Origin of the sequence: Labilibaculum euxinicum (assembly GCF_963678175.1) — a bacterium.
Classification (GTDB): domain Bacteria; phylum Bacteroidota; class Bacteroidia; order Bacteroidales; family Marinifilaceae; genus Labilibaculum; species Labilibaculum euxinus.
Map to the genome: position 1 here is coordinate 2,693,525 of NZ_OY782756.1, position 22,735 is coordinate 2,716,259.

A 22,735-nucleotide genomic window follows, 5' to 3' on the forward strand; every position below is an offset into this window, starting at 1 on the left:
TCATTTAAAATCAAAATAAGTTGGTTGTAATAATGCAGTTACTTACGGGCTATTGCACCAGATTATTATTTCTTGTTTAAAAGCCGGCATTTACTAAATTGTAAAAAAAAGTTAATTTTTTGTCACATCATTTCTAAACAGATCTGTCTTAAGGGTGTACACACTTAATCGATAGATTGAATTTTAATTACAAATGGAAGAAAAAATTATTGATATTATTTCCAGGTCTCTTGGGGGACAGCCTATTACCAATGAGGAGAAACATGAGTTGGAATTGTGGTTGAAAGAGAATGGAAATAAGCGCTTTTATAAAGGATTGGAGATGTTCTCTGCAAATTCAAAGGAAGCGTTGCAATTACCACAGGCAAATGTGGGGCGGGCATTTGAAAAGTATCTTGGAAAGCTACAGCAATCGAGGGCAACTCTTCGGATGAGATTTATTAAGAAGGCAATGCCATACGCCGCCTCAGTTTTATTGATGCTTGGCTTATTTTCAGTAATGATGTATCTGGGCAATTCCGATTCAGGAATCGCGAAACAAGAACAATGGTTGGCTGCAATTGAGCCTGGATCGCAAAAGGCCGAGCTTATATTAGATGATGGTGAAGTATTGAATTTGGAAGAAAAGAAGGAAAAAGATGAAATTAAGGAAAAGGATGGTACGGTAATTAGTAATACCGGCTCTGCTTTGGTTTACAATGTTAGTGCAAAAACAAATAACCAAAAAACAATTTACAATAGCTTGGTGGTACCAAGAGGCGGAGAGTATCAATTACAATTGGAAGATGGAACTAAAGTTTGGGTGAACTCCGAGACCCGCCTGCGTTACCCTACCCAGTTTGCCGACAACAAAAGAGTGGTGTTGCTGGAAGGAGAAGCTTATTTTGAGGTGAGCAAGGATAAGACCCGTCCGTTTATAGTGAAAACACAAGGTGTTGATGTACGTGTTTTGGGAACGCATTTTAATATTTCGTCGTACGCCGACGAAGACGCCATACGTACTACACTGGTTGAAGGAAGTGTTTCGGTAATGGATAATAAGAATCCTGAGGAAAACCTGTTACTCAATCCCGGACATCAGGCCGTTTTCTTAAAGAAGAGCGGTGATCTGAAAAATAAAAAAGTAAATGTTGATTTATATACCTCATGGAAAGATGGAAAGTTTGTTTTTCAGGAATCGAGCTTGACTGATATCATGAACCGGGTATCGCGCTGGTACGATGTGAAAGTATTCTATCAGAACAGGGAGGCAGGAGATCTAAACTTTACAGGAACATTAAAGAGATATGAGAGCCTGGACCGCTTGCTTGGAATGATTGAAAAAACAAATGAGGTAAAGTTCTTATTTAAGGATAAAACAATAATTGTTCAAAGAAAATAAATGAAATAAAAAACCAACCAATGAGAAAAACCGACCCAAAAAGATTAAACCCCAATATAATAAGTAGAAAAATCGGGTTTGCGCGAACAAACCCGAAGTGATAAAAATTACTGTATTCATCCCTGAGTGGAATCAATAGATGAATACTAATGTGTAATGTAATCCTAACAAATTTATGAAAAAATCATTTGGAATTACCTCCTTTTTCGAGAAAAGAAGGTGGAGGAAAGCTGTAATGCGTATGAAGCTATTTACAATATTTATGCTGGTTGGAGTTTTTCAGCTTACAGCAAGCGTGAAGGGACAGAATGCATTGGTCAATTTGAATATGCACGAAGCCAGTCTGGTTGAGTTCTTTTCGGAGATTGCTCATCAAACCGATTACGAGTTTCTTTATAACCACGACTTGGTGTCGGGAAAGGAAACCGTTAGTCTCGAAGCTGATCAACAGGATTTAAAAGAGCTCTTGGAAGATGTTTTGTATGAACGTGGTTTAGACTACCAGTTGGATGATAATGTAATTATCATTTCGAAAAGAGAATATGTTGCTCCTGTTTCAGAACCAGCACCAGCACCAGCAGTGCAGGAAAAGCGGGTAACTGGTAACGTAACCGACGAAAATGGTATTCCACTGCCAGGAGTATCAGTTGTTGTTAAAGGAACCAGTAATGGTGTAGCTACTGATATTGATGGAAATTATTCCATTAAGGTTGAATACAAAGATGCATTTTTGATTTTCTCTTTTGTGGGTATGACATCGCAAGAGGTAGCTTATAATGGGCAAGCTGTGCAGAATGTAATCTTGTCAGCTGATTCTGAAACTTTGGGAGAGGTTGTTGTAACAGGTCTTCAGACTATTGAAAAAGGACGGGCTACCGGATCATTTCAAATTTTAAAAAGTGAAGAACTAGATGCTGTTATTTCTACGGATTTTAGAGAAAAATTGATTGGAGCTGCTTCCGGTGTTTATGTCGATAAAGACAATAATCTAATGATTCGTGGTCAGAGTACTTTTAACGCAAGTACTAAACCCTTAATTGTTGTTGACGGTATTCCTTTGGAAAGTTCGGATTTTAATATTAACCCGAACGATATTGATCAGATTTCTATTTTGAAGGATGCTGCATCGGCTTCTATTTGGGGGGTGCGTGCTGCAAATGGTGTAGTTGTGATTTCTACTAAAAGAGGGAAAAAGGATGGGAAATTATCTATAAACTATTCAGGAAGTTACAGTGTTGAAGACAAGGTGGATATTTCTGACTATGGACAGTTAAATTCTGCTGAATATGCGGCTTTGGAATTTGAGAGATTGTTAGGTAAGGGATTCATTGAATGGGGGAGCACAGCAGGATCGAATCCTCTGGAGCGAGTTTATCTTGACTATGAGAAAGGTTTATATGATCTTGATGAGGCATGGAAGAAAGTTGATGAAATAGGAAGTTTCGATAAAGAATCACAAGTTGAAGACCTGTTTTATAGGAGAAAAACACTTCAACAACACAATATTTCATTAAGTGTTGGTACAGAGAGAGCCTCGCATTATTTTTCGGTAAATTACGATAAGATAAATGCCGAGCTTGTTGGCAACTCATCGGAAAAAGTGAATTTTGTTGGAAATACCGATATTAACCTGAACAAGGGGATTGATCTTCAGTTAGGAGTTCGAGGTGTATATCGCAAGGGTTCCAATAATGGTGATGCAAGAGCCTGGGAAAGGGCACCCTATCTTAGAATTCTTGACAAAAATGGCGACTATGAGAATCAAAACTACGACATTAAACAGGAGTATCAGGAATTAACTGAAAGTAAGGGGTTTTTGGATTGGAGTCAGAATAATCTTCGTAAAGTACGAATGAATGATATAACATCAGAATCTTCAAATATAACAACCAGCCTGAAGTTAACTATTGAACCAATAAAGAATTTGAAATATTCTGTTTATGGTAGTTATGAAATAGGGAACACTAATGGTGAAGATTATTATTCTCCAGATCACGATTATACTCGTTTTATGAAGAATACTTATACTGAGGTTGATAATATTACTGATGCTAATATTATCGATTATCATTTGCCAAAAAAAGGCGGTATTCTCGATAGGAGTAATTCAAAGTTTAAATCATATGTATTCAGAAATACACTGGATTATCTGTTGGAGCTTGATGATTTTTGCTTTAAAGTAATGGGGGGTACCGAATTGTATTCGATTCAAGTTAAAAATAATAGCGATAGATTATATGGATATGATCCAGATATCATGAGTTTTGAATCTATCGATCAGGCATCTTTAGCTGCGGGTATTTTAAAGGGAGCTACCGGAAGCGAAATTGGTTTGAAAAATTATACGGATATTTCCGAAATACTGGAGAAATATGCCTCCTATTTTGGATCAGCTTCGGTTACTTATAAGGAAAAATATGACCTTTTTACCAGCCTACGCCTCGATCAAACCAATATGTTGGTAAATTCAAGCGATTTCAGAAATAACCCTTCATGGTCTGTTGGTACGAAATGGCATATTTCTGAAGAAGCATTTTTTGGCGAGGGAATTGTAAATGATTTAGCCTTAAAGGTATCTTATGGTTTGAGTGGAAACATTGATAAATCAACGGGTCCTGATATGGTGGGAGAGATTACAAGTTCCTCCTTTCTGGAAGGCCTCAATTACTTAGACATTACTAATCCTGAAAACAAAGAACTTGGATGGGAGAAAACAAAAGTTTTAAATGTAGGTTGTGATTTTGCTGCTTTTAATAGCAGGCTTATGGGGACTGTTGAGATATACAACAAGGTGTCTAATGATGTGTTAAGTCGTGTTAGTAATGATCCCACAGCTGGTTGGTCGACTATCTATAAAAATGCAGCATCAATTAGAAACAGGGGTATTGATATAAATTTAAATGCTAGAATACTTGATAAGAAGTTGAAGTGGGATGCTGGTTTGAACTTTTCTTATAACAACAATGAAGTTACCTCAATAGACTATACTCCTACTGCTGATGGTCTTTTCACACCATCACCAATGGAAGGACAATCCATCGATTTTATTGCCGCAATAAAATATGGAGGATTGGATGAAACGGGCGAGCCTTTGGTTATGAAACGAAAAGGAGACGAGGTTTATGCTTTTAAAGAGTTGTCTAATTTTACTATTGATGACTATAAAATTATGGGTAGAGCAACCCCACCTGTCTTTGGTAGTTTTAATACGAGTTTGAAATATAATGGTTTTAACTTGTCTATGCTTATTACCTACAAGTTCGGACATAAAATGAGATTGCCTGCTCCGGATAATTCGGCCTTTATTGGCTTTGATCCTACTAAATGGATGTCGGAAAAATACAGATGGGTTAAACCCGGAGATGAGGCTGTAAAGATGTTTCCTAAGCTTGAAACTACTGGCAGTTTTAATAATTCTTCAAGAGTTCTTGCTGTCAAGAATAGTGATTACCTGGTTGATGATGCTGATATTATTCGTTTAAAGAGTATTAGATTGGGATACGATTTGAGTAAGCTTAAAAAAATCCTGCCGATTAAAGGAGGAGAGTTGAGCCTTAGTGCTGAAAATGTATGGTTTTGGGCTGCTAACCGATACAATCTGGATAGTGATTATGTCGATAGCTTTTCTTACCGAAGTTCATTAATTTCTTTGCCGGCAAGAAGTAAATATACAGTTAGTCTTAAGTTAAATTTATAAGAAAAGAAGAATGAAAAATATATATATACTATTGATATCTTTTCTCTTATTGTCGTGTCAGGATTTTGTGGATGAGACACCAAAAGGGAAAGTAATTCCCAAGACGGTTGATGATTTTGGAATGATTCTAGACGGATTTGATCAGTTTGATTCAAATTCAATGACTTACGGAATTAATAATATGACCTTGATGACTGATGATATTACTATGACCGATGCGATAGGAAATCAGACAGATGTTATTGGGTTGAATGCTTTCTTGTGGGAAGATTACATGTATAATTTTGATGAGGATGATGATGATTGGAATCACCTGTATCATGTTATATACCTCTCTAATTTTGTTATAGAATCAATAGATGAAGCACCTGAAGGAGCAGGCAATTACAACAGAGATGTTGTTAAAGGAACGGCGTTGCTGTATAGAGCCTACAATTATTTTGGACTTGTGAATTTGTATGCAAAACATTACGATAAGAATACGGCATCCACAGATTTAGGAGTACCATTAAAAATAGCTTCAGATGTGAATGAGAAAATAGGTCGTGCAACAGTTGCTCAGGTTTATGAGCAAATAGAAAAAGATCTGGATGATGCACAGAATTTACTTCCACGAGAGGTTGAGTATTCTTTCAGAGGAACAGAGCAGGCTGTGTATGGATTAAAAGCAAGACTTCATTTGTATAAAGGGGAGTATAAGTTGGCATGGAAAGCAGCAGAACAAGCTCGATTATTGTCCAGAGAAATTAAAGATTATAATACGATAATCCCCGTTATGGAGGGACAACCTGATTTTGGATTTACGAATTGGCCAACTGCCTACAGAGCTTGGGAACGACCAGATGTCATCTTTTTTAAAGATGCGTCGGATAAGTCAGAGGCGTATTATATGTCAGATGAGTTATTAGGTCTTTTTGATCAGGTTAACGATCTTAGATTTAGTTTGTTCTGTACGGATTTAGCATTTTATTCATTTTCTCCGGATCCTAATGGAACCCGTTTTTCGGGTGATGGTGATTGTAGCAGAGGTATCACTTTAGGAGAAATTTACCTAAATGAAGCTGAGGCTAAACTTAGAGATATTCTGCAGAATTCTGCAACAGAAGTGACTGTTAATGACGTATTGGATGTACTTAACCAGCTTCGTGCAAAAAGATATAAGACTGGTGTGGTTGATATCACAGAAACAGATCCTCTTGTGCTTTTGGATATTGTTTTAAAAGAAAGACGTAGAGAGTGTATGTTTAAGGGATTAAGATGGTTCGATCTTAAGCGGTTAAACAAAGAAACGGCTTTTAAAAAGACAATTAGCCATACCCTGTACGGGGAAACAAAAACTTTAGAACCCGAAGATAATAAGTATATCTTGCCAATTCCTCGAAAAGTGATTGCATTAAATCCACTGATCGAACAAAACCCTAGATAAATAAGGAGGAAATAAATAATCATGGTCTCGCTTTTTTAGCGAGACCTGATTTAGTACCCTCGTTTTATTAGCGGATTCTATTAATGATTATGAGAACATTAATCTTTTTATTATGTACGACTTTTTCGCTTTAAATTCAGAAAACGGGTTGGCTCAAAAAAAAATAACAAAAGTACAGGTTTTGCAAGAAAAGCTTGAAGGATAAATTATACAAACTCATTATAAAAAATATTATTATGAAAGGATTGATCATGTGCCTATTGATAACCTGTTCAAGTTGGGTGCAACAGGAAGTAATTAAAAAGTACAACTATGAAGATTTTGATTTGATTGTTAAAGTGGAAGATCAGGAGAAGTATTTTAATGAAATGCTTCAGGAAGATCCTGAGGTTGAATCCAAAACTAAACTGTATAACGTGTTCCGTGTAGCTCTAGCAACGGGTTGGTTAGCTGAAGGGAATATTGAAAAATACAGGTACTATATGCAAACGAATCCTGAAATTTCAGGGGTAAGCTTGATTAACTTAACCTATGTTTTGCAAGATTTGGTAGACGATAAGAAGTACTTAAATATTGTTGAAGAAATTTCAAAAGGTATTATAGATGATATTGAGAAGAAAGGTAAGGACGATGATGTAATAGGCATTTATCAATTACAAGTGCTGCTAGAGGTAAATGCCGTGGCTAATGCAGAATTAGGAAACGTTGATATAGCTTTAAAAAATATTAAAAAGTCATCAGAGATTAAGGATGGAGCTAGAGAATTGAAATACTTTAAAGATTCAAAATCTAATTACTATAACCGATACGCTATTGTTTTATCGGCAGCTGGTGAGGATAAAAAGGCTTTAGATACTCTCGTTAATGCGGTTAGAAATGCAGACTCAAATCCAAAGTTAGTTAAGACTTTAAGACAAGTTTATAAGAAAGTACATGGAAATGTTAAAGGAGCTGATAAATTAATTGCAGACTTACAGGAAGAGGCCTATGAAAATGAATACGAGGAGGTTGAGAAATTGTACATAGGAGAAAGTACTATACCATTTCAAGGAGTAATTCCACCACCGAGCGGTAATGGCAAACCATTTTCTCTTTTTAATGCTACTAAGCAAGTATATGAGATTTCCTTACCAGACCTGAATGGTAATACCATAAACTTTAATGATTACAAAGGAAAGATTCTTGTTATCGATTTTTGGACCACCATGTGTACGCCTTGTGTTTCTGCCTTTGCAGGATTTAAACGGGTTGTTTCTGAATATAAAAAGGAGCCTTTTCAACTTTTTATTATCAATCTATTTGAAGAACAGGAATCGGTTAAAAACTTTATAACTAAAAAAGGGATTTCCCTAGATGTATTGCGTGATGAGCCTAACGAAGCATATGGTGTTAACGGAACGCCAACTAAAATAGTTTTTGATACTATGGGTAATATCAGGTTTTATTCTTCTGGTTATGCTGGGTCTACAGATAGAGAATATTATAAGTTAAAAGCTATGGTAGAAATTACTAAGGCTAAAAATAAAAGTGAAGACTGAAAAGAAAATATTTTCATCTTAATGTTTCCATCGTTAAGTATAATAATAATTTGGATTAGATGTTAAATTGAAAACTTTGACAAATAAAGAGCTAAAAATGTTAAACGTAAAATAAGTATAAATGAAGAAAGGTATTTTAATTGTACTATTTTGTTCAATGGTTTTTATTGGGTTTTCCCAGAATAACCAAATTGTATCATGGGAAATTGACACGGTAAAAACAGGTTCGCTTACTTATGACTTAAAAATGAAGGCAACAGTAAAGGAGCCATGGCATATTTATACGCAACAAGTATCTAATGCTGGTTTGGCAATGCCAACTCAAATAAGTTTAAAAAAAAACAGCAATATTCAATTAATTGATGCAACGAAAGAAAAAGGAATAGAGAAGGAGCATGAGCAGAGTTCTTATTATTCTAAAGGAGTTATTTTTACACAAAGCTTAAAATTAAAATCAAAAGAAAAAACAAACTTAAATTTTACGATACAATACATGGCATGCACAAATGGTATGTGTTTACCTCCTAAAACAGAAAAGTTTTCGATAAGCTTTAATACTGATTCTTTAGTTGCTTTAAAATCTTCAGCAAATGATAGTAGTACTTTAATTAAAGAAGAGGATAATACAAAACAAGCAAATGTATTTATACTTAAGGACGCGAAAGATAAAGAGCACAGTCTCAGTGAATTTAAAGGGAAATATGTTTTGGTAGATTTTTGGGCATCATGGTGTAAACCATGTAGAGCAGAAAATCCCAATTTAATTAAGGCTTATAAGGAATTCAAGAGTAAAAATTTTGAAATAATTTCTATATCCTTGGATCAAAATAAGGATTCTTGGATTAGAGCTGTTAAAAAGGATAGTTTATCGTGGTTAAATTTGTTAGATAAAACTAATTCTGAAAGTACAGTTGCGAACATGTATGGTGTGATAACAGTTCCTTCAAATTTTTTAATCGATCCGGATGGTAAAATTGTAGCTAAAGACCTTAAAGGAGAAAAATTACAAACAAAATTATCCGAAATATTTAAAAACTAGGTAGTTCTAGTTATAATGTTTTTTACTTGATCTTTCACCTTATTATAGGTTTTTGTTGTCTTATAAACAAGACAGAAATATTTAGAGATTGATCTTTAATAATATTCACCAAGTAAAAAAAATAAAACACATGAAGAAAATAATTTTATCATTAGTAAGCATATTCGTTTTTGTCAGCGCATTTTCGCAAGGCATAGCATTTGAACACGGAACATTTGCAGAGGCCCTGGCAAAAGCAAAAAAAGAAAATAAGACTGTATTCATAGATTGTTACACCACATGGTGTGGTCCTTGTAAATATTTGGCGAAAAATATCTTCACTCAAGATGAAGTCGGAGCTTTCTTTAACAAGAATTTTGTGAATGTGAAAATGGATATGGAATCGGAAGCAGGAAAACCTTTAATGGAAAAATATCAGGTTGCTGCTTTTCCTACTTTATTGTGGTTGGATGCCGATGGCAAACTGCAGCACAAAATGGTGGGAGCAGGCGATGCACAATCACTTATCGCGACAGCTACGTTAGCTTTAGATCCTAAAAATAACTGGGCTGCACTAAACAAACAATTCGAAAAAGGAGATCGTAGTTCCGAATTTATGCAAAGGTACATCATGACCTCTGCAAACGCGGGTATTGATGCAAAAGAGGCTGTTGACAGCTATTTTTCAAGTAAAAAAACTGAAGATCTGATTAATACAAAAGATGCCGAGTTAATTGCCAGTACAATTAAAAGCACATCAAATCCTGTTTTTCACTTTGTGTTGAAAAATAAGGCCAGGTTTTATGCTGTAGCTGATAAAGCACAGGTTGACCAGTTTTTGGAGTATACCATGTTCGGTGAAATGGTACAATTGGCTCGTAAAGGCGATATGGAGGCTCTAAGTCTTAAAAAGAAAGAGTTAATTGCTCTCGACAAAGAAGTTGGAACAAAGATGGTTGCATTTTTGGATATGAATATGCTTCAAAGTGATCCTGATCAGAGAAAATTTTATCAGGCAGTGGCTGATTATGGAATAAGGTATGATTTTGACAACTTCGAGAACTTGAACCAATATGCATGGACTATTGCTGAAGCAAAAGAGGATCTTGATAAAGAATTGGTAAACAAGGCTGTGAAAATGGCCAAGCGCTCTGTTGAATTGAATACTAATTTTGCGAATATAGATACATATGCCTGCATATTGAATAAAGCAGGACGAACAGAAGAGGCGAAAATTCAGGCTACAAAATCAATAGAGTTAGCACCCGAAGATCAAAAGAAAGACTTGTGGTCAGCAATATTTTTGAATGAGAAAAATTAAATCTGCTGATTTTTTTGCTCATACAAGCCAAACCCACCTTTATCTTTGAACTGCACCCCAAATGTTAGACACAACATTTGGGGTATTTTTATGTCTCAAAAAAAGAGAAACAAATTCAGCATTAACCAAAGAGAAGGGAGTTCCTCAATAAATATTACGAGCCGATGGGTTGTCTGTTTTTACCAGAAACAGATCTTTTCAATTTATTTTCCATTTCAATAAGTGTAAAACTAAGTAAAACCTGCATTTTGATAAAGTGTTAGGTTTGCCAAGTTCATCAGTTTAGTCTTCGGAATAGTATTTAATAGGGAAAAGTAGGTTAGGGTGAATGCAATTTGCAGGGGTTCAATAATTGGTAGTGCCAATGTATTTTGCTTGGTATAAGCTTTTTTCCCCTTTTTTAAGTTTGTTTTGCATTGCGAAAAAGGAGGGCTGTTTGTTGCTGCCGAGGGAGCTTGGTTGCTGAGAATGTATTTGGGATCGAAGGCTTATATTGAAATGTTTCTTATGAAAACAATAGGTAGAATAAGGAGATAGAATTAAAAACAAAGATTTTTTGATTGTAAGGAAATCTGATTATTTTAGAGGCCGAATTAAACTCCCCTATGCCCTTGGATCATCTAAATAAAATAAGATTAGATAAATCGAGCTTTAAAAAGATCTTTGAGCAATATTTTGCGGGCTTGGTTGGTTTTGCCAATTCTTATTTGGGAAGCGTTGATTTAAGTGAGGATTTAGTTCAGGATGTGTTTGTTCGTTTGTGGGAGAAGCAGGATGAATACCAAAACGAGACAAGTCTAAAAGTGTATTTGTATCGTGCTGTTCGAAACAAGTGTTTGAACCAGATTAAACACGAACAGGTAAGAAGAAATTACAAAGAAGAAACCTTGCCTCGATTGGAGTCAGAGGAGTTTTTTTTGGATCAGGTACTCTCCGAAGAGGTCTCCGGATTGCTCTACAAATTTATTGCAGAACTGCCTCTGCAACGTCAAAAGATTATCCGATACAGTTTATTAGGCTTAAAAAATAAGGAAATTGCCGATATAATGGGATTAAAAGTGAATACCATTAAATCGCACAAATTAAATGCGTACAGAGAACTTCGTGAGAAGTTGGGAGAGCATGCTTTTGTTATTGCATTGCTGTTGGGAATCAATAGTTAATCAGGCCTAAAACCATGTTTTGAAATTATCTTTAGAAATTCATGCAAGGGGAAAAATATACCCGGCAGCTCAATCTCTCTGTCCCTAAAGAGTTATATTTTGTGGTTTTAATTTAACCCATTTTCCCAGTGAGTTTAGCATTTGTGTATACACGATTTCCTGCGTAGTTCATCGATACATCCTTTGCTAATAATATTTTTAGAAAAAAAAATACTTTTTCACTAACACTCTTTTTCTTCATAGTGGTCTCTTTAATAAATCACACACAATAAATGAAGAATATTTTTCACATAGCTGAGCTTATTACCAAGCAGAAAGTTGGTCAATTGACCAACGAGGAAGAGATGTTGCTGGCAGATTGGATAAGCGAAAAGAAGAGCAATCAGGAAGCATATCATCAAGCATCGGATTCGCAACAGATCCGTAAGAAACATGATTTGTATGCAAAGGTTGATCGCAAAAAATCGTGGAGTAAAATAACCGATCAGGTTCCGGAATTGGTCAATCGTCCGATTGTTTACATTCGAACAGCACTAAAGTGGGCCGCAGTGATTCTGTTGCCTTTGCTTGCTACAACTTATTTGTTGAATGAGGTGTATTGGAGCAGCAATCAGGTTATTGTAGAAGCGGGAAGTGCCAAAGCCAGCTTAAAATTGTCCAATGGCAAAACCATTTACCTCGAGGATTTTCAAGGAAAAGAGATCAAATCAGGAAAAGAGAAATTGGCAACAAATCTAAATCACAATCTAATTTATCAGCAAGGAGAGACTCGCGGGGAAGTGTTGGAGTACAATACCATTGTTACTCCGGTAAAAGGGGAATATGCAATGGTACTGTCCGATGGAACAAAAGTATGGCTGAATGCACAAACAGAACTAGAATATCCGGTAAAGTTTGGAAAAGGGAAACGCGGGGTTACGCTTAAGGGAGAAGCCTATTTTGAAGTGTCAAAAGATGCAGCAAGACCATTTACGGTTCACATGAATGATGGTTCCGATGTTGAGGTGTTGGGAACATCTTTTAATGTTATGGCTTATGACGATGAAGCAGAGGTGCAAACTACTTTGGTTGAAGGGAAAGTAAAGTTTGCTTATGGTGGCAACCAAGTGGTGCTTGCACCCGGAGAGCAAGCTGGATTAGATCGTAATTCGAATCAAATTAGGGTACGTGAAGTGAAAACTTACGAGTATTCGGCATGGAAGGATGGAAAGTTTGTTTTCAACCGGGAGCCATTGGGAAGTGTATTTCGTAAAATGTCGAGATGGTATGGAGTAGAAATAAACTGTAAAGATGATGCATTGCTAAACAGACGAATATCAGGAGTACTCAACAAATATGAAGATATAGACAAACTAATTAGTTTAATTGAAGAGGTTTCGCCAGTTGAAATCAGCTTGAATCAAAAAGGATTGTTTGTCAGCGGAAAATAACCAGAATAAAAAAAACGGGGAACGGACCAGGTTCCCCGAAAACAAGAGTCGAAAGACTCAATAAATGTCAAGTTAAACGAAAGTCTAACCCAAATTCAAATTTATGAAAAAAAAATGTGTTTACATCAGTCGTGAGAACAGATACTCTCGGCTGCGAAAAATACTACTGACCATGAAACTAAGTGTATTTTTATTTTTATTTGGAATTCTGAGTGCTCAGGGCAACGAGATTTTCTCTCAAACCTCCTTGAGTATTCATGTGGAGAATACTAGTGTAGAGGAAGTTCTGGAGCAAATTCAGAAGCAGTGCAATTACGATTTTATATACGATTACGAGTATGTGAAAGAGTTAAAAGCTATTGATGTTGATTTTAAAGATGCAAGTCTTGACAACGTTTTGTACGAGGTTTTGAAGAACACCAGTTTAGATTATCGTGTTGAAGACAAAATGATTGTTTTGTTTCCTCGCGAGAATGTAATTCCTAAGCAAAAGGAATCTATTTCGACTCCTGTACAACAACAGAAAAAAGTAATTACCGGCCAGGTTACCGATAAAGATGGTTCGCCTCTGCCTGGTGTTTCTGTTTTTGTGAAAGGTACTACAACGGGTGTCGCTACTGATGTTGATGGTAACTATACCTTGAAATTTTCTGAAACAGGAGGAGTCTTTGTGTTCTCCTTTGTAGGGATGATATCTCAGGAGATTAAGTACACTAATCAACCGGTATTGAATGTTACTTTATTTCAGGATCAATCTCAATTAGGAGAAGTTGTTGTAACTGGTTACCAAACGATTTCAAAAGAAAGGTTAACTGGTAGTTTTAATGTTATTAATGAGGAAAAATTAAAAGAGACACCTTCTTTAAATGTTGTGAATAGTCTGGAATCACAGATTACGGGAATGCAGGTTTCTGTTTTATCGGGAGACCAAACTTTCACCTATAATAATACATCGAAAACACCAAGCTCCGGAACCCGTACTGTAGGGGCTTCCGATTATAATGTTACGATTCGGGGACAAGGCACACTCACAGGGGAAAGATTTCCATTAGTTGTTGTTGATGGAGCCATCTCTGAAATGGATATGTCGGCTGTAAATCCTGATGATATTGCAAGTATTTCTGTGCTGAAAGATGCTTCTGCAGCTTCAATTTATGGGGTGCGTGCGGCTAACGGTGTTATTGTAATTACAACTAAAAAAGGGAAAGAGAATCAGGCTCCGACAATTAATTTTTCTACAAATATTATGATGGCTGGAAAACCAGATCTATCTTATGTTGCAACAATGAATTCAAAGGAACAACTCAATTACGAAAAAGAATTGGTTGATAGAGGATTCATTGCACAACTTGATAATTCATCGTATTATACGGCCCAAAATATTGTAAGTAAAGGGAGTCAGCTGGCTTTACAACTGAAAGCCGGTTCAATTTCTGAAGAGGAATACAATGTTCAGGTTGCCGGGCTAAGTAAGATTGATAATCGAAACCAAATTTCCAAGTACTTTTTACAGCGGGCAAGTAGTCAAAACTATAATCTTTCTGTGAATGGAGGTACTGATAATTCAAACTATTATTATTCAACTTCTTATAGTAAAGAAAATCCGAATACTATTGGGAATTCCGGAGAACGTTTAACTTTTACTTTGAATAATTATTGGAAATTGTTCAAGAAAATTACTTTGTCAACGAGTTTTAAGGGTACTTTTTTTGATTACAAAAAGAATGGTATCTCAATAAGTTCACTTTACTCTTCATCAAATACAACCTTAATGCCTTACGATCGGTTAGCCGACGAAAATGGGACTGGTATTAGTTATGACCGTTATGATCCAACTTGGGTTAGCAGTCTTGGTCCAGTTTATAAAGATTGGACTTATAACTATTTAGATGAACTTAAAAATGCGGATAATACACAAAAGGTTAGCAATTATGCAGCAAATATTGATTTGAAAATTCCATTGTTTAATGGGTTGACTGGTACAGTATTTTATGCAATGGAGAAATCAAATGGTACTTCCAAATCATATTATAATCAAGATACATATTACTTTCGGAATATTGTTAATTACTATACGTATCCGACGGCAAGTACCAATAGTTTGGGGATAACAACAGGGGGAATCCATTCTAAAATATTAACGTATGAAAATAATTACAGCTTAAGAGGCCAATTAGATTATAACCGGATATTTAAAGACGACCATCAGATTACGGCTTTGGCAGGTGCTGAGATTAGAGAAACTAATATAGGTATGAGCAGCTTTTCCTTATTTGGATACAACCCTGATACGGGCTTGACCAATACCAGAATAAACTACAGTAATACACCAACTTACGCTTATGTTGCAGGTTACTCTCCAACTTCGTATACAACTTTTAATCCCGGAGGATATCCTGATCAGGCTGATAAAAAAAGACGTTTTTTATCCTATTACAGTAATTTCTCTTACGACTACAAAAGCAAATATTTTCTGTCTGGAAGTGTTCGCTACGATGATTATAACAACTTTGGAGTAGATCGTAAATACCGTGCTACACCATTGTGGTCTACAGGTATTAAATGGAATATCGGTCGCGAAGATTTTATGAGCGGTGTTAATTGGATTTCAAATTTGGGTATTCGGGCAACTTATGGTGTAAATGGTAACTTATCACTGAGCACCTATCCGTTCACCTATATTTCGATCAGTGGAAATGATTATACTACCGGACAAGAATATGCTTCAGTGATTTCGGCAGCAAACCCAGAATTAAAATGGGAAAAAGTTTATGTAACCAATCTGGCAGTTGATTTCGGACTGTTCAAGGGAAAGTTGAACGGTTCGTTGGATTACTATCAAAAAAACAGCAAGGATTTGCTTTATGCATATCCGATTGGTGCAGCTTACTATGGTAACATTGGTAATGGCAATCTGACCCGTAATATCGCTTCCATGAAAACAGAAGGTGTTGATTTTGGTCTGAATTCTAAACTTTTTAGTGATAAAAACTGGGATTGGAATATGCGTGTAAATTTATCGTACAATACCAATAAGATTACGGATGCCCGTTTCAAGGAAACCGATTACGTAAATTATTTTGGCTATTATCCGCAAGGGATTGGTTTAATTAAAGGATACGCTAACGACAAATTGTTGGTTTACAAAAATGCTGGTTTGGATGAAAATGGTTTGACTCAGATTTACGACGAAAATGGAGGTGTTATTTCGGCATCAACCACATCAATCACGTCATTTGGGGTATTTAAAGATGCCGGTCGCACAACGGCACCTTTCTTCGGAAGCTGGAATACTAGGCTGAGCTACAAACAGTTCAGTTTTTATGCAATGATGTCCTATCAATTCGGCAATGTTTTCCTGAAACCGTCAATTAGTCAATATTCTACTTCATCTTATCGGTTGCAGTATGACTTGAGTGCTGATATAGCCAAACGCTGGCAGAAACCGGGAGACGAAGAAATAACTAATGTTCCCGGATTGAATGGAACTGCATTAGATATCAATTATAGCCAGATGCGTTATAGTAATTCCGATATCAATGTTTTAAAAGGGGATTACATTAGGCTTCGTCAGGTTTCGTTTTCATATGATTTCCCTGAAGCATTGGTGGAGAAAGTTCATTTAAAAAGTGCTCAAATAGGACTTACAGTGAACAATCTTGGATTACTGTGGACTGCAAATAAGGAAGGTTATGATCCTGATTTTATTGCTTATCCGGGTAGAATCAGAAGTTTGCCTGCCACCAAATCATTTTTATTTACACTTAGTGTTAAATTTTAAAAATTACAAGCATGATGTTACGACGAAATATAATACCGTTCTTAATTATCACATTGCTGTTTAGCAGTTGTGAAGATTTTGTAGATATTAAAACGCAAGGGCAGCTGGTTCCGGATGAGACTGAAAATTACAGGTATATGTTAAATAATACATATGAATTTGAAAATGGACCTCAATTTTCAGCTATTGCGTCTGATGATATTGAATTGGTAGATGGTTCATCCCAGCAACAATCTTTGGCGAACAGTGAATATTACGATTGGTGGGGGAAAGTTTATACCTGGCAGTCAGAAATTTATCCGTTAGGCAGATATCAGACAGATTACAGTTGGAATGCTATGTATAATAGCATTGCCTACGCCAATATCGTTATTGGTGAAGTTATGGGCAGCAAAGGTGATGAAGCAGAAAAGCGTGCCTTGCGAGCCGAAGCCTATGTGCACCGTGCCGATGCATATTTGATGTTGGTGAATACCTACGCCAAACCTTATGATGGATCTACAGCCCATGTCGATTTGGGAGTTCCGTTGGTTTTAAATCAAAGCTCTGCTCAATCGCTGAAGAGAGCAAGTGTTGAAACTGTTTATGCACAAATCATTAAGGATTTGAAAGAGGCAATTCCCGACTTGCCGGAATCTCAGTTGTTCAACACTTTACCATCTTTACCTTCGGCTTATGGCGAATTGGCGCGAACCTATTTGTATATGAATGACTTCTCCAATGCCAATGCCTATGCAGATTCGGTTTTGATGTATCGAAGCACCTTAAATGATTTAGGCGCAATCAGCTACATTTCTACATCTACTTATCCACTGCGTATTAATGATCCGGAGATCCTGCTTTCAAAAATTGCTTATGGCAGTGTTCTTTATTCTCCGACTTCGTTTCGTTTGAGCGATGATTTATTGGCGGTACTTGGAACAACTGATCAACGTTATAACCTGTTTACAGCCCCGGGCGATGTGGTTTCATGGTCTTATTCGGCTGAGGATGGCCGATATTTCTATCGCGACTATGCCGTGTATGAAGGGCGTAATCTGGGACCGAATGTTCCGGAAATGTACTTGATCAAAGCGGAATATTATGCCCGGAACAATAATCCTTCAGAAGCCATGCTGTGGGTGAACAAATTACGTGAAAAACGTTTCAAGCCGGAAGACTATACTGCAATGACAGCTACGGATGTTCGGGATGCTCTTGAGAAAGTTATTGATGAACGCAGGCGCGAATTCTTTGGACGTATGCTTCGTTGGTGGGATATGCGCCGTCTTGCGTTGGAAGGATTGTATACCAAAACGATCACCCGTACTTTTGGTGGAGAAACTTTTACGTTGTCGCCAAACAGCAATCGTTACGTGTTTCCTATTCCAGCCTATCAAATTCAGTTAAACCCTGAAATTTCACAAAACCCGAAATAACAATTGAAAATATAATGATGCACTCTTTAAGATTCCTTTTGATTATGGGTTTAGTCTTCGGACTAAACCTGCTTTCTATTGCTCAGGATACTAAAACGATTACTGTAACACCTGAAAAACCGGTGCAGGGAGAGATAATTCAGATTAAATATAATGCTCCTAAAATTACTACAGATAATTGGCCTGAAGCTGTAATTTATCTGTTTCGAGATTACCAATGGACTGTAGATGACCTTCAGTTTAAAAAAGAGAGTAACAGTTGGATTTCAAATTATAAACTACCAGAGGATTGTGGCTTTTTTGCATTGAAGTTTTCGGAAGACAGCTTGCTTAATACAGACAAATTAATGGATAGGGTGAGATTTGTTATGGACAAAAACGGAGGTCCTGCCAGTGGAGCTTATGCGGCATGGGGGCTGATGAGATCGCCTGATTATGGTTACATTATTCCCAGTTATATAGATTTGTCAACGGAATCAATTAAAGATACGGTTACCTATTACTGGATCAGTCAGGAAATCTCTTATCACCAAAAAGAAGCAGCACCAGTACTTGCCTACGTTTATGCAAAATCATTAAAAAAAGCACAGATGGCTGATGCTGATGTGAAAATTCAGCGCTGTTTAAAATTTTTAATGAATAATCCTTCAGAGCAAAATTTACTCAAAGCTGAAGCAATTTGCCGGGTGGTTTTAGGAGAGATGGCAAAGGCTGATTCCATTCGCAGCATTAATAGTGAAAAATATCCATCAGGTGCAATTAATCGTTTAAAGGCTTATCGCAGCATAACAACAGAAAGAGATCAGGAAGTTAGCATAAAAAGGACAAAAGATTTTTTAATAGATTTTCCGCAAAAATCTGAAGATGACTTATTCAATGTCAGGAATACGATTTCATATGATATGCTTTATCAAAATCTTCTGATCTATGAGATTATGAAGGATCATTACGATGCTTTGTTCGAATATCTGCACAAATTTTCATTTGCGGGATTAAATACCATTTATTATAAAATCATTGAGATTCCACATAGCAGAAAAGATAAAACCGATGATTTTTTGTATCCCTATGCTAAAAATATTGTAGAAAGGATTTTAGCAAAAAAAGAAAACAGACCCGCACAATACAAGTTGTTGTCGCCAAAAGAATGGGATCGTGAATTCGAACATCTGATGGCGCGTACAATTTGGGTTCCTCAGGCAAACTTACTACGTAACTCGGGCCATCCTAACGAAGCTATGGAATTTGCTGTCAGGGCTCAAAAAACACTGAACTTTACAGTTGCAGATCTAAATGAAGATCTTTGTCATTTACTGCAGGATGCTGGTAATATAGAAGAGCTGGATGAAGTGCTTCGCAAAAGTATCTATAACAATCAGGTTAGTGTATGGATGATTGATCTGTTGAAAAAACGATATGTTGAGAAAGTTGGTTCAGAAGATGGTTTTCAGGTTTATTTCGAATCGTTGAAGAAACCGAAACAACAAGGTAACATTTTGGAGAAAATTCAGAAGGACAAACGGCAAGGTAAAATGCCGGAATGGGAAATGACGGATGCTGCCGGCAAAAAAATTAATTCAAAAGAATTGCGTGGCAAAACTTATGTACTGGATTTCTGGGCCAGCTGGTGTGGCCCTTGTAAAGCTTCATTTCCAGGTATGCAATTGGCCGTGGAGCGTTTTAAGAATGATACTGATGTTGCTTTCTTTTTTGTTGATACAGGTGAATGGAGCGCTAATTATAAGGAACGGGTCAATAAATATATTACCGACAAGAATTATCCGTTTTATATTTTATTCGATAATAAAGTTGAAGGAGCCAAGACGAATGATGAAGTTTTTAGTCGAATCTGCAAGCAGTTTACCATTTCAGGTATTCCGCAGAAAATATTTGTTGATAAAAACGGAAATATTCAATTTATTTCTGTTGGGTACAATGGAAGTGCCAGCGAGTTGGCCGACGACATCTCACTTTTAGTTGAAGAAACTAAAAAAGCAGGAGAGGAATGAAAAATGTATTAATAGTGATAATTTTTTTATTTCTTGGTGGTTGTGTGGCTCGTAAGCATTCTGTTACAGATGCTCAAACAGCGGAAACGACAGCAGATAGTGTTCATTTTTGTAATGCAGATTTCAGCATCTGTTTTGGTGGAACATTGTTGATTCCGCAAACGGAAAAACCAAATCCTGTTGTCATTTTTGTATCCGGCTCTGGGAAACAGGATAGAGACGGCACTATGGCCGGACACAAGATGTTTAAAACCATTGCCGATTATCTGGCGCAAATCGGAATTGCTTCTTTGCGAATAGACGACCGTGGGGTTGGCGAAACTGGTGGTATTTATGAAGAATCAACAACGGCTGATTTCGCAGCCGATGTGTTGACAGCTATTAATTACTTGAAAAGCCGGAAGGATATTGACTCAAAGCACATTGGATTAATCGGTCATAGCGAAGGAGGAGCAGTAATTTCCATTGCTGCCACTCAATCAAGCGATGTTGCATTTTTAGTAAGTCTAGCTGGTTTAGCCTCTGATGGTTTGGATGCTTTGAAAAAACAAAATCGTGATCTTGTGGAACAATCAGAACTACCTGATTACGATAAAAAGCGTTCCAATGAAATTAACGGGCTAATGTTTGAAACCGCTTACCGTTACGCAGATTCAGATAGTATGGAATATAAATTGAATTCAACTTATGATGAATGGAAAATTAAAGATGATAAATATTTTAAAAGCTTAAATATCGAATTTGATCATTTTCGCTTTCCGGTTTATTCGTATGTTAGAACAGCTGTCAGTCCTTGGTACCGGTATTTTTTGCGTTATAATCCCGAAGAATTTTTAAGTCAGATAAAAGTTCCGGTACTTGCTCTTAACGGAGACAAAGATATAATGGTTTCGTATAAGGACAATTTGACTAATATTGAAAATGGTTTAAAAGAAGCCGGAAATACTGATGTTACAGTAGTTGTGTTGCCAGGTTTGAATCATCTCTTTTTGCATTGTAAAACAGGTGCCAGACGGGAATATTCGGAATTAAAAGAAGAATTTGCACCTGAAGTTCTTCAGTTGATTGGAGACTGGATTTCCAAGCGAATTGAATAAACAAGAATTAGTTTCCTATTCAGAAATATTACCTGTTGAAGCCATCAGGTTTCCAATTGGCTGCCACTTTTTGCCAATTGGGCACCAATTGTTGCCTCGGGAAGCCATCAGATTACTAATTGACGGGTACAACTTGCCAATTGGACGCCACAAGCTGCCGATTGAAAGCAAAAAAGTCCTGAGGGAAGGGTGAGACCTGCCTCGGGACTAATAAAATCGGGTGTTTCAGAATTTAATCATTTAAGTATTTATTCCTTCGCTCCTCATTTTTCCAAAATACATAGCGGCCACACTCACGAATTGAGCTTACCCGCTCCATAAGTAAAGTATAAGCTTTATCGCGTAATAATTTATTCGGACTGCTTTCATCTTTTGAACCATTTGAAACAGCCAGTAATTCAGACATTGCATACGAAGTTGCACGGGCATTCTGTAAAGAGGTAAGATCGAAACCAATCTTAGTTAAAGGATCTTGATTTTTCTCACCTAAAACGGCCAATTCAAGCAAATCCTGAATCATATCGGCATGTCCGCCACCTTCACGAATTCGCATAACTTTCTTTTTAACAGCAGCATTGTTACGAAATGCAAAACTGAAATGATGCAGCATTTCATCTCTTAGATCATATGCGGCAGGAGATTGTTCCAGCCACTCTTTTTGAGCTTCCTGCCTGGCCTGGTATTCACTCATCCAATTAGCCTGACAGTATCTTGTTGCTCCGGAAAGAGAAGGGATCTCATCAATAAATGTTACGTTCAGTCCGGCCTTTGCAAGTTCTTCTCTGTCTTTAAGAGACTCTACGGCGAGAGTTTCCGCGCTGGCAGTTATCTTGTCGATAGGTTGGTTTGGCAATTTCACTTTCGAAAGCGACAGTGCTTTAATTTTTTCTTTCCATGTTTCAAAATCGTTTTGATAGTCCACGATATTAATGTATTAATTGTATATTTCAGAGCCCATCGGCCTCCTCTTCCAAACTCGCGTCTCAAAACGATCCGGTTGATGATCAGCCGATGGGTTGTCTGTTTTTACCCGAAACAGATCTTTTCCATTTCAACAAGTGTGAAATTAAGTAAAATCTGTATTTTAATAAAGTGTCAAGTTTGCCATGTTTTACCGATTCAGTGAAATTAATGAAATTTAACAAATGGTTCGGGAGACTGTTAATGGAATTTATTTGGTTTGTGCGCAGATGTAAGCTGCCTGTGTGTATGTTTGTTTTTATTAGAGGTTGAACTAATAATATGCATTTGCAGATGTGCTGGCAGCAGGGGATGTAAAATAGGGTAAATTTCAGAACTGAATTCAGTTTGTATAAATGTTTAATAGGTTGAGCCAGGTTTAAGCCAATTGAGAATAAATTATTTTGTAGAAATCTGTATATACAGAGCAAAATCTTTCTAAGTCTTATACCAATTTAATTTCAAAACAGACTTTAAATAAAATGAATTAATTTTT

The 22,735-nt window shown here is 36.6% G+C and carries 13 protein-coding genes; 12 read left to right on the forward strand and 1 reads right to left on the reverse strand.

Features of this window, described 5'->3' with window-relative positions; genetic code table 11:
- The first annotated feature begins 193 nt into the window (after window positions 1-193).
- From ACY0M5_RS10810 to ACY0M5_RS10865, 12 genes are all read left to right on the forward strand, one after another.
- A complete protein-coding gene (locus ACY0M5_RS10810; RefSeq protein ID WP_461629108.1) occupies window positions 194-1,381 on the forward strand; it encodes a FecR family protein in 1,188 nt (395 codons plus the stop codon).
- Between the two features lie 175 nt (window positions 1,382-1,556).
- The gene (locus tag ACY0M5_RS10815) at window positions 1,557-5,078 is read left to right on the forward strand and encodes a SusC/RagA family TonB-linked outer membrane protein (protein WP_461629109.1); all 3,522 of its coding nucleotides are present in this window, start codon (window positions 1,557-1,559) and stop codon (window positions 5,076-5,078) included.
- Window positions 5,079-5,088: 10 nt separating this feature from the next.
- A complete protein-coding gene (locus ACY0M5_RS10820; RefSeq protein ID WP_461629110.1) occupies window positions 5,089-6,504 on the forward strand; it encodes a RagB/SusD family nutrient uptake outer membrane protein in 1,416 nt (471 codons plus the stop codon).
- Between the two features lie 236 nt (window positions 6,505-6,740).
- Window positions 6,741-8,042 carry a peroxiredoxin family protein gene (locus ACY0M5_RS10825; protein WP_461629111.1) on the forward strand — a complete coding sequence of 434 codons (1,302 nt, stop codon included), beginning with the start codon at window positions 6,741-6,743 and terminating at the stop codon, window positions 8,040-8,042.
- Window positions 8,043-8,289: 247 nt separating this feature from the next.
- Entirely contained in the window at window positions 8,290-9,081 is a 792-nt protein-coding gene (locus tag ACY0M5_RS10830; RefSeq protein ID WP_461629112.1) for a peroxiredoxin family protein, read from the forward strand.
- 130 nt (window positions 9,082-9,211) lie between these two features.
- Window positions 9,212-10,381 carry a thioredoxin family protein gene (locus tag ACY0M5_RS10835; protein WP_461629113.1) on the forward strand — a complete coding sequence of 390 codons (1,170 nt, stop codon included), beginning with the start codon at window positions 9,212-9,214 and terminating at the stop codon, window positions 10,379-10,381.
- A gap of 605 nt (window positions 10,382-10,986) precedes the next feature.
- The gene (locus ACY0M5_RS10840) at window positions 10,987-11,544 is read left to right on the forward strand and encodes an RNA polymerase sigma-70 factor (protein WP_124991370.1); all 558 of its coding nucleotides are present in this window, start codon (window positions 10,987-10,989) and stop codon (window positions 11,542-11,544) included.
- A 272-nt stretch (window positions 11,545-11,816) separates the two neighbouring features.
- Entirely contained in the window at window positions 11,817-12,974 is a 1,158-nt protein-coding gene (locus tag ACY0M5_RS10845; protein WP_461629114.1) for a FecR family protein, read from the forward strand.
- Between the two features lie 103 nt (window positions 12,975-13,077).
- Window positions 13,078-16,755, forward strand: a complete 3,678-nt coding sequence (locus ACY0M5_RS10850; protein ID WP_461629115.1) for a SusC/RagA family TonB-linked outer membrane protein — start codon at window positions 13,078-13,080, stop codon at window positions 16,753-16,755.
- Between the two features lie 11 nt (window positions 16,756-16,766).
- Complete coding sequence (locus ACY0M5_RS10855) at window positions 16,767-18,173, forward strand: RagB/SusD family nutrient uptake outer membrane protein (protein ID WP_461629116.1); 1,407 nt, start codon at window positions 16,767-16,769, stop codon at window positions 18,171-18,173.
- Window positions 18,174-18,217: 44 nt separating this feature from the next.
- The gene (locus tag ACY0M5_RS10860) at window positions 18,218-20,182 is read left to right on the forward strand and encodes a TlpA family protein disulfide reductase (RefSeq protein WP_461629117.1); all 1,965 of its coding nucleotides are present in this window, start codon (window positions 18,218-18,220) and stop codon (window positions 20,180-20,182) included.
- On the forward strand, window positions 20,179-21,279 hold the full coding sequence (locus ACY0M5_RS10865; protein ID WP_461629118.1) for an alpha/beta hydrolase family protein: 1,101 nt from the start codon (window positions 20,179-20,181) through the stop codon (window positions 21,277-21,279). The genes ACY0M5_RS10860 and ACY0M5_RS10865 overlap by 4 nt, the downstream gene beginning before the upstream one ends.
- Before the next feature lie 232 nt (window positions 21,280-21,511).
- Here ACY0M5_RS10865 and ACY0M5_RS10870 read toward each other — a convergent pair whose 3' ends face one another.
- Complete coding sequence (locus tag ACY0M5_RS10870; protein ID WP_461629119.1) at window positions 21,512-22,201, reverse strand: hypothetical protein; 690 nt, start codon at window positions 22,199-22,201, stop codon at window positions 21,512-21,514.
- Window positions 22,202-22,735 lie beyond the last annotated feature (534 nt).

Coding starts and splice junctions, on each gene's coding strand:
- ACY0M5_RS10810 (WP_461629108.1), top strand. CDS start 194: ATGGAAGAAAAAATTATTGATATTATTTCCAGGTCTCTTGGGGGACAG.
- ACY0M5_RS10815 (WP_461629109.1), top strand. CDS start 1,557: ATGAAAAAATCATTTGGAATTACCTCCTTTTTCGAGAAAAGAAGGTGG.
- ACY0M5_RS10820 (WP_461629110.1), top strand. CDS start 5,089: ATGAAAAATATATATATACTATTGATATCTTTTCTCTTATTGTCGTGT.
- ACY0M5_RS10825 (WP_461629111.1), top strand. CDS start 6,741: ATGAAAGGATTGATCATGTGCCTATTGATAACCTGTTCAAGTTGGGTG.
- ACY0M5_RS10830 (WP_461629112.1), top strand. CDS start 8,290: ATGAAGGCAACAGTAAAGGAGCCATGGCATATTTATACGCAACAAGTA.
- ACY0M5_RS10835 (WP_461629113.1), top strand. CDS start 9,212: ATGAAGAAAATAATTTTATCATTAGTAAGCATATTCGTTTTTGTCAGC.
- ACY0M5_RS10840 (WP_124991370.1), top strand. CDS start 10,987: ATGCCCTTGGATCATCTAAATAAAATAAGATTAGATAAATCGAGCTTT.
- ACY0M5_RS10845 (WP_461629114.1), top strand. CDS start 11,817: ATGAAGAATATTTTTCACATAGCTGAGCTTATTACCAAGCAGAAAGTT.
- ACY0M5_RS10850 (WP_461629115.1), top strand. CDS start 13,078: ATGAAAAAAAAATGTGTTTACATCAGTCGTGAGAACAGATACTCTCGG.
- ACY0M5_RS10855 (WP_461629116.1), top strand. CDS start 16,767: ATGATGTTACGACGAAATATAATACCGTTCTTAATTATCACATTGCTG.
- ACY0M5_RS10860 (WP_461629117.1), top strand. CDS start 18,218: ATGGGTTTAGTCTTCGGACTAAACCTGCTTTCTATTGCTCAGGATACT.
- ACY0M5_RS10865 (WP_461629118.1), top strand. CDS start 20,179: ATGAAAAATGTATTAATAGTGATAATTTTTTTATTTCTTGGTGGTTGT.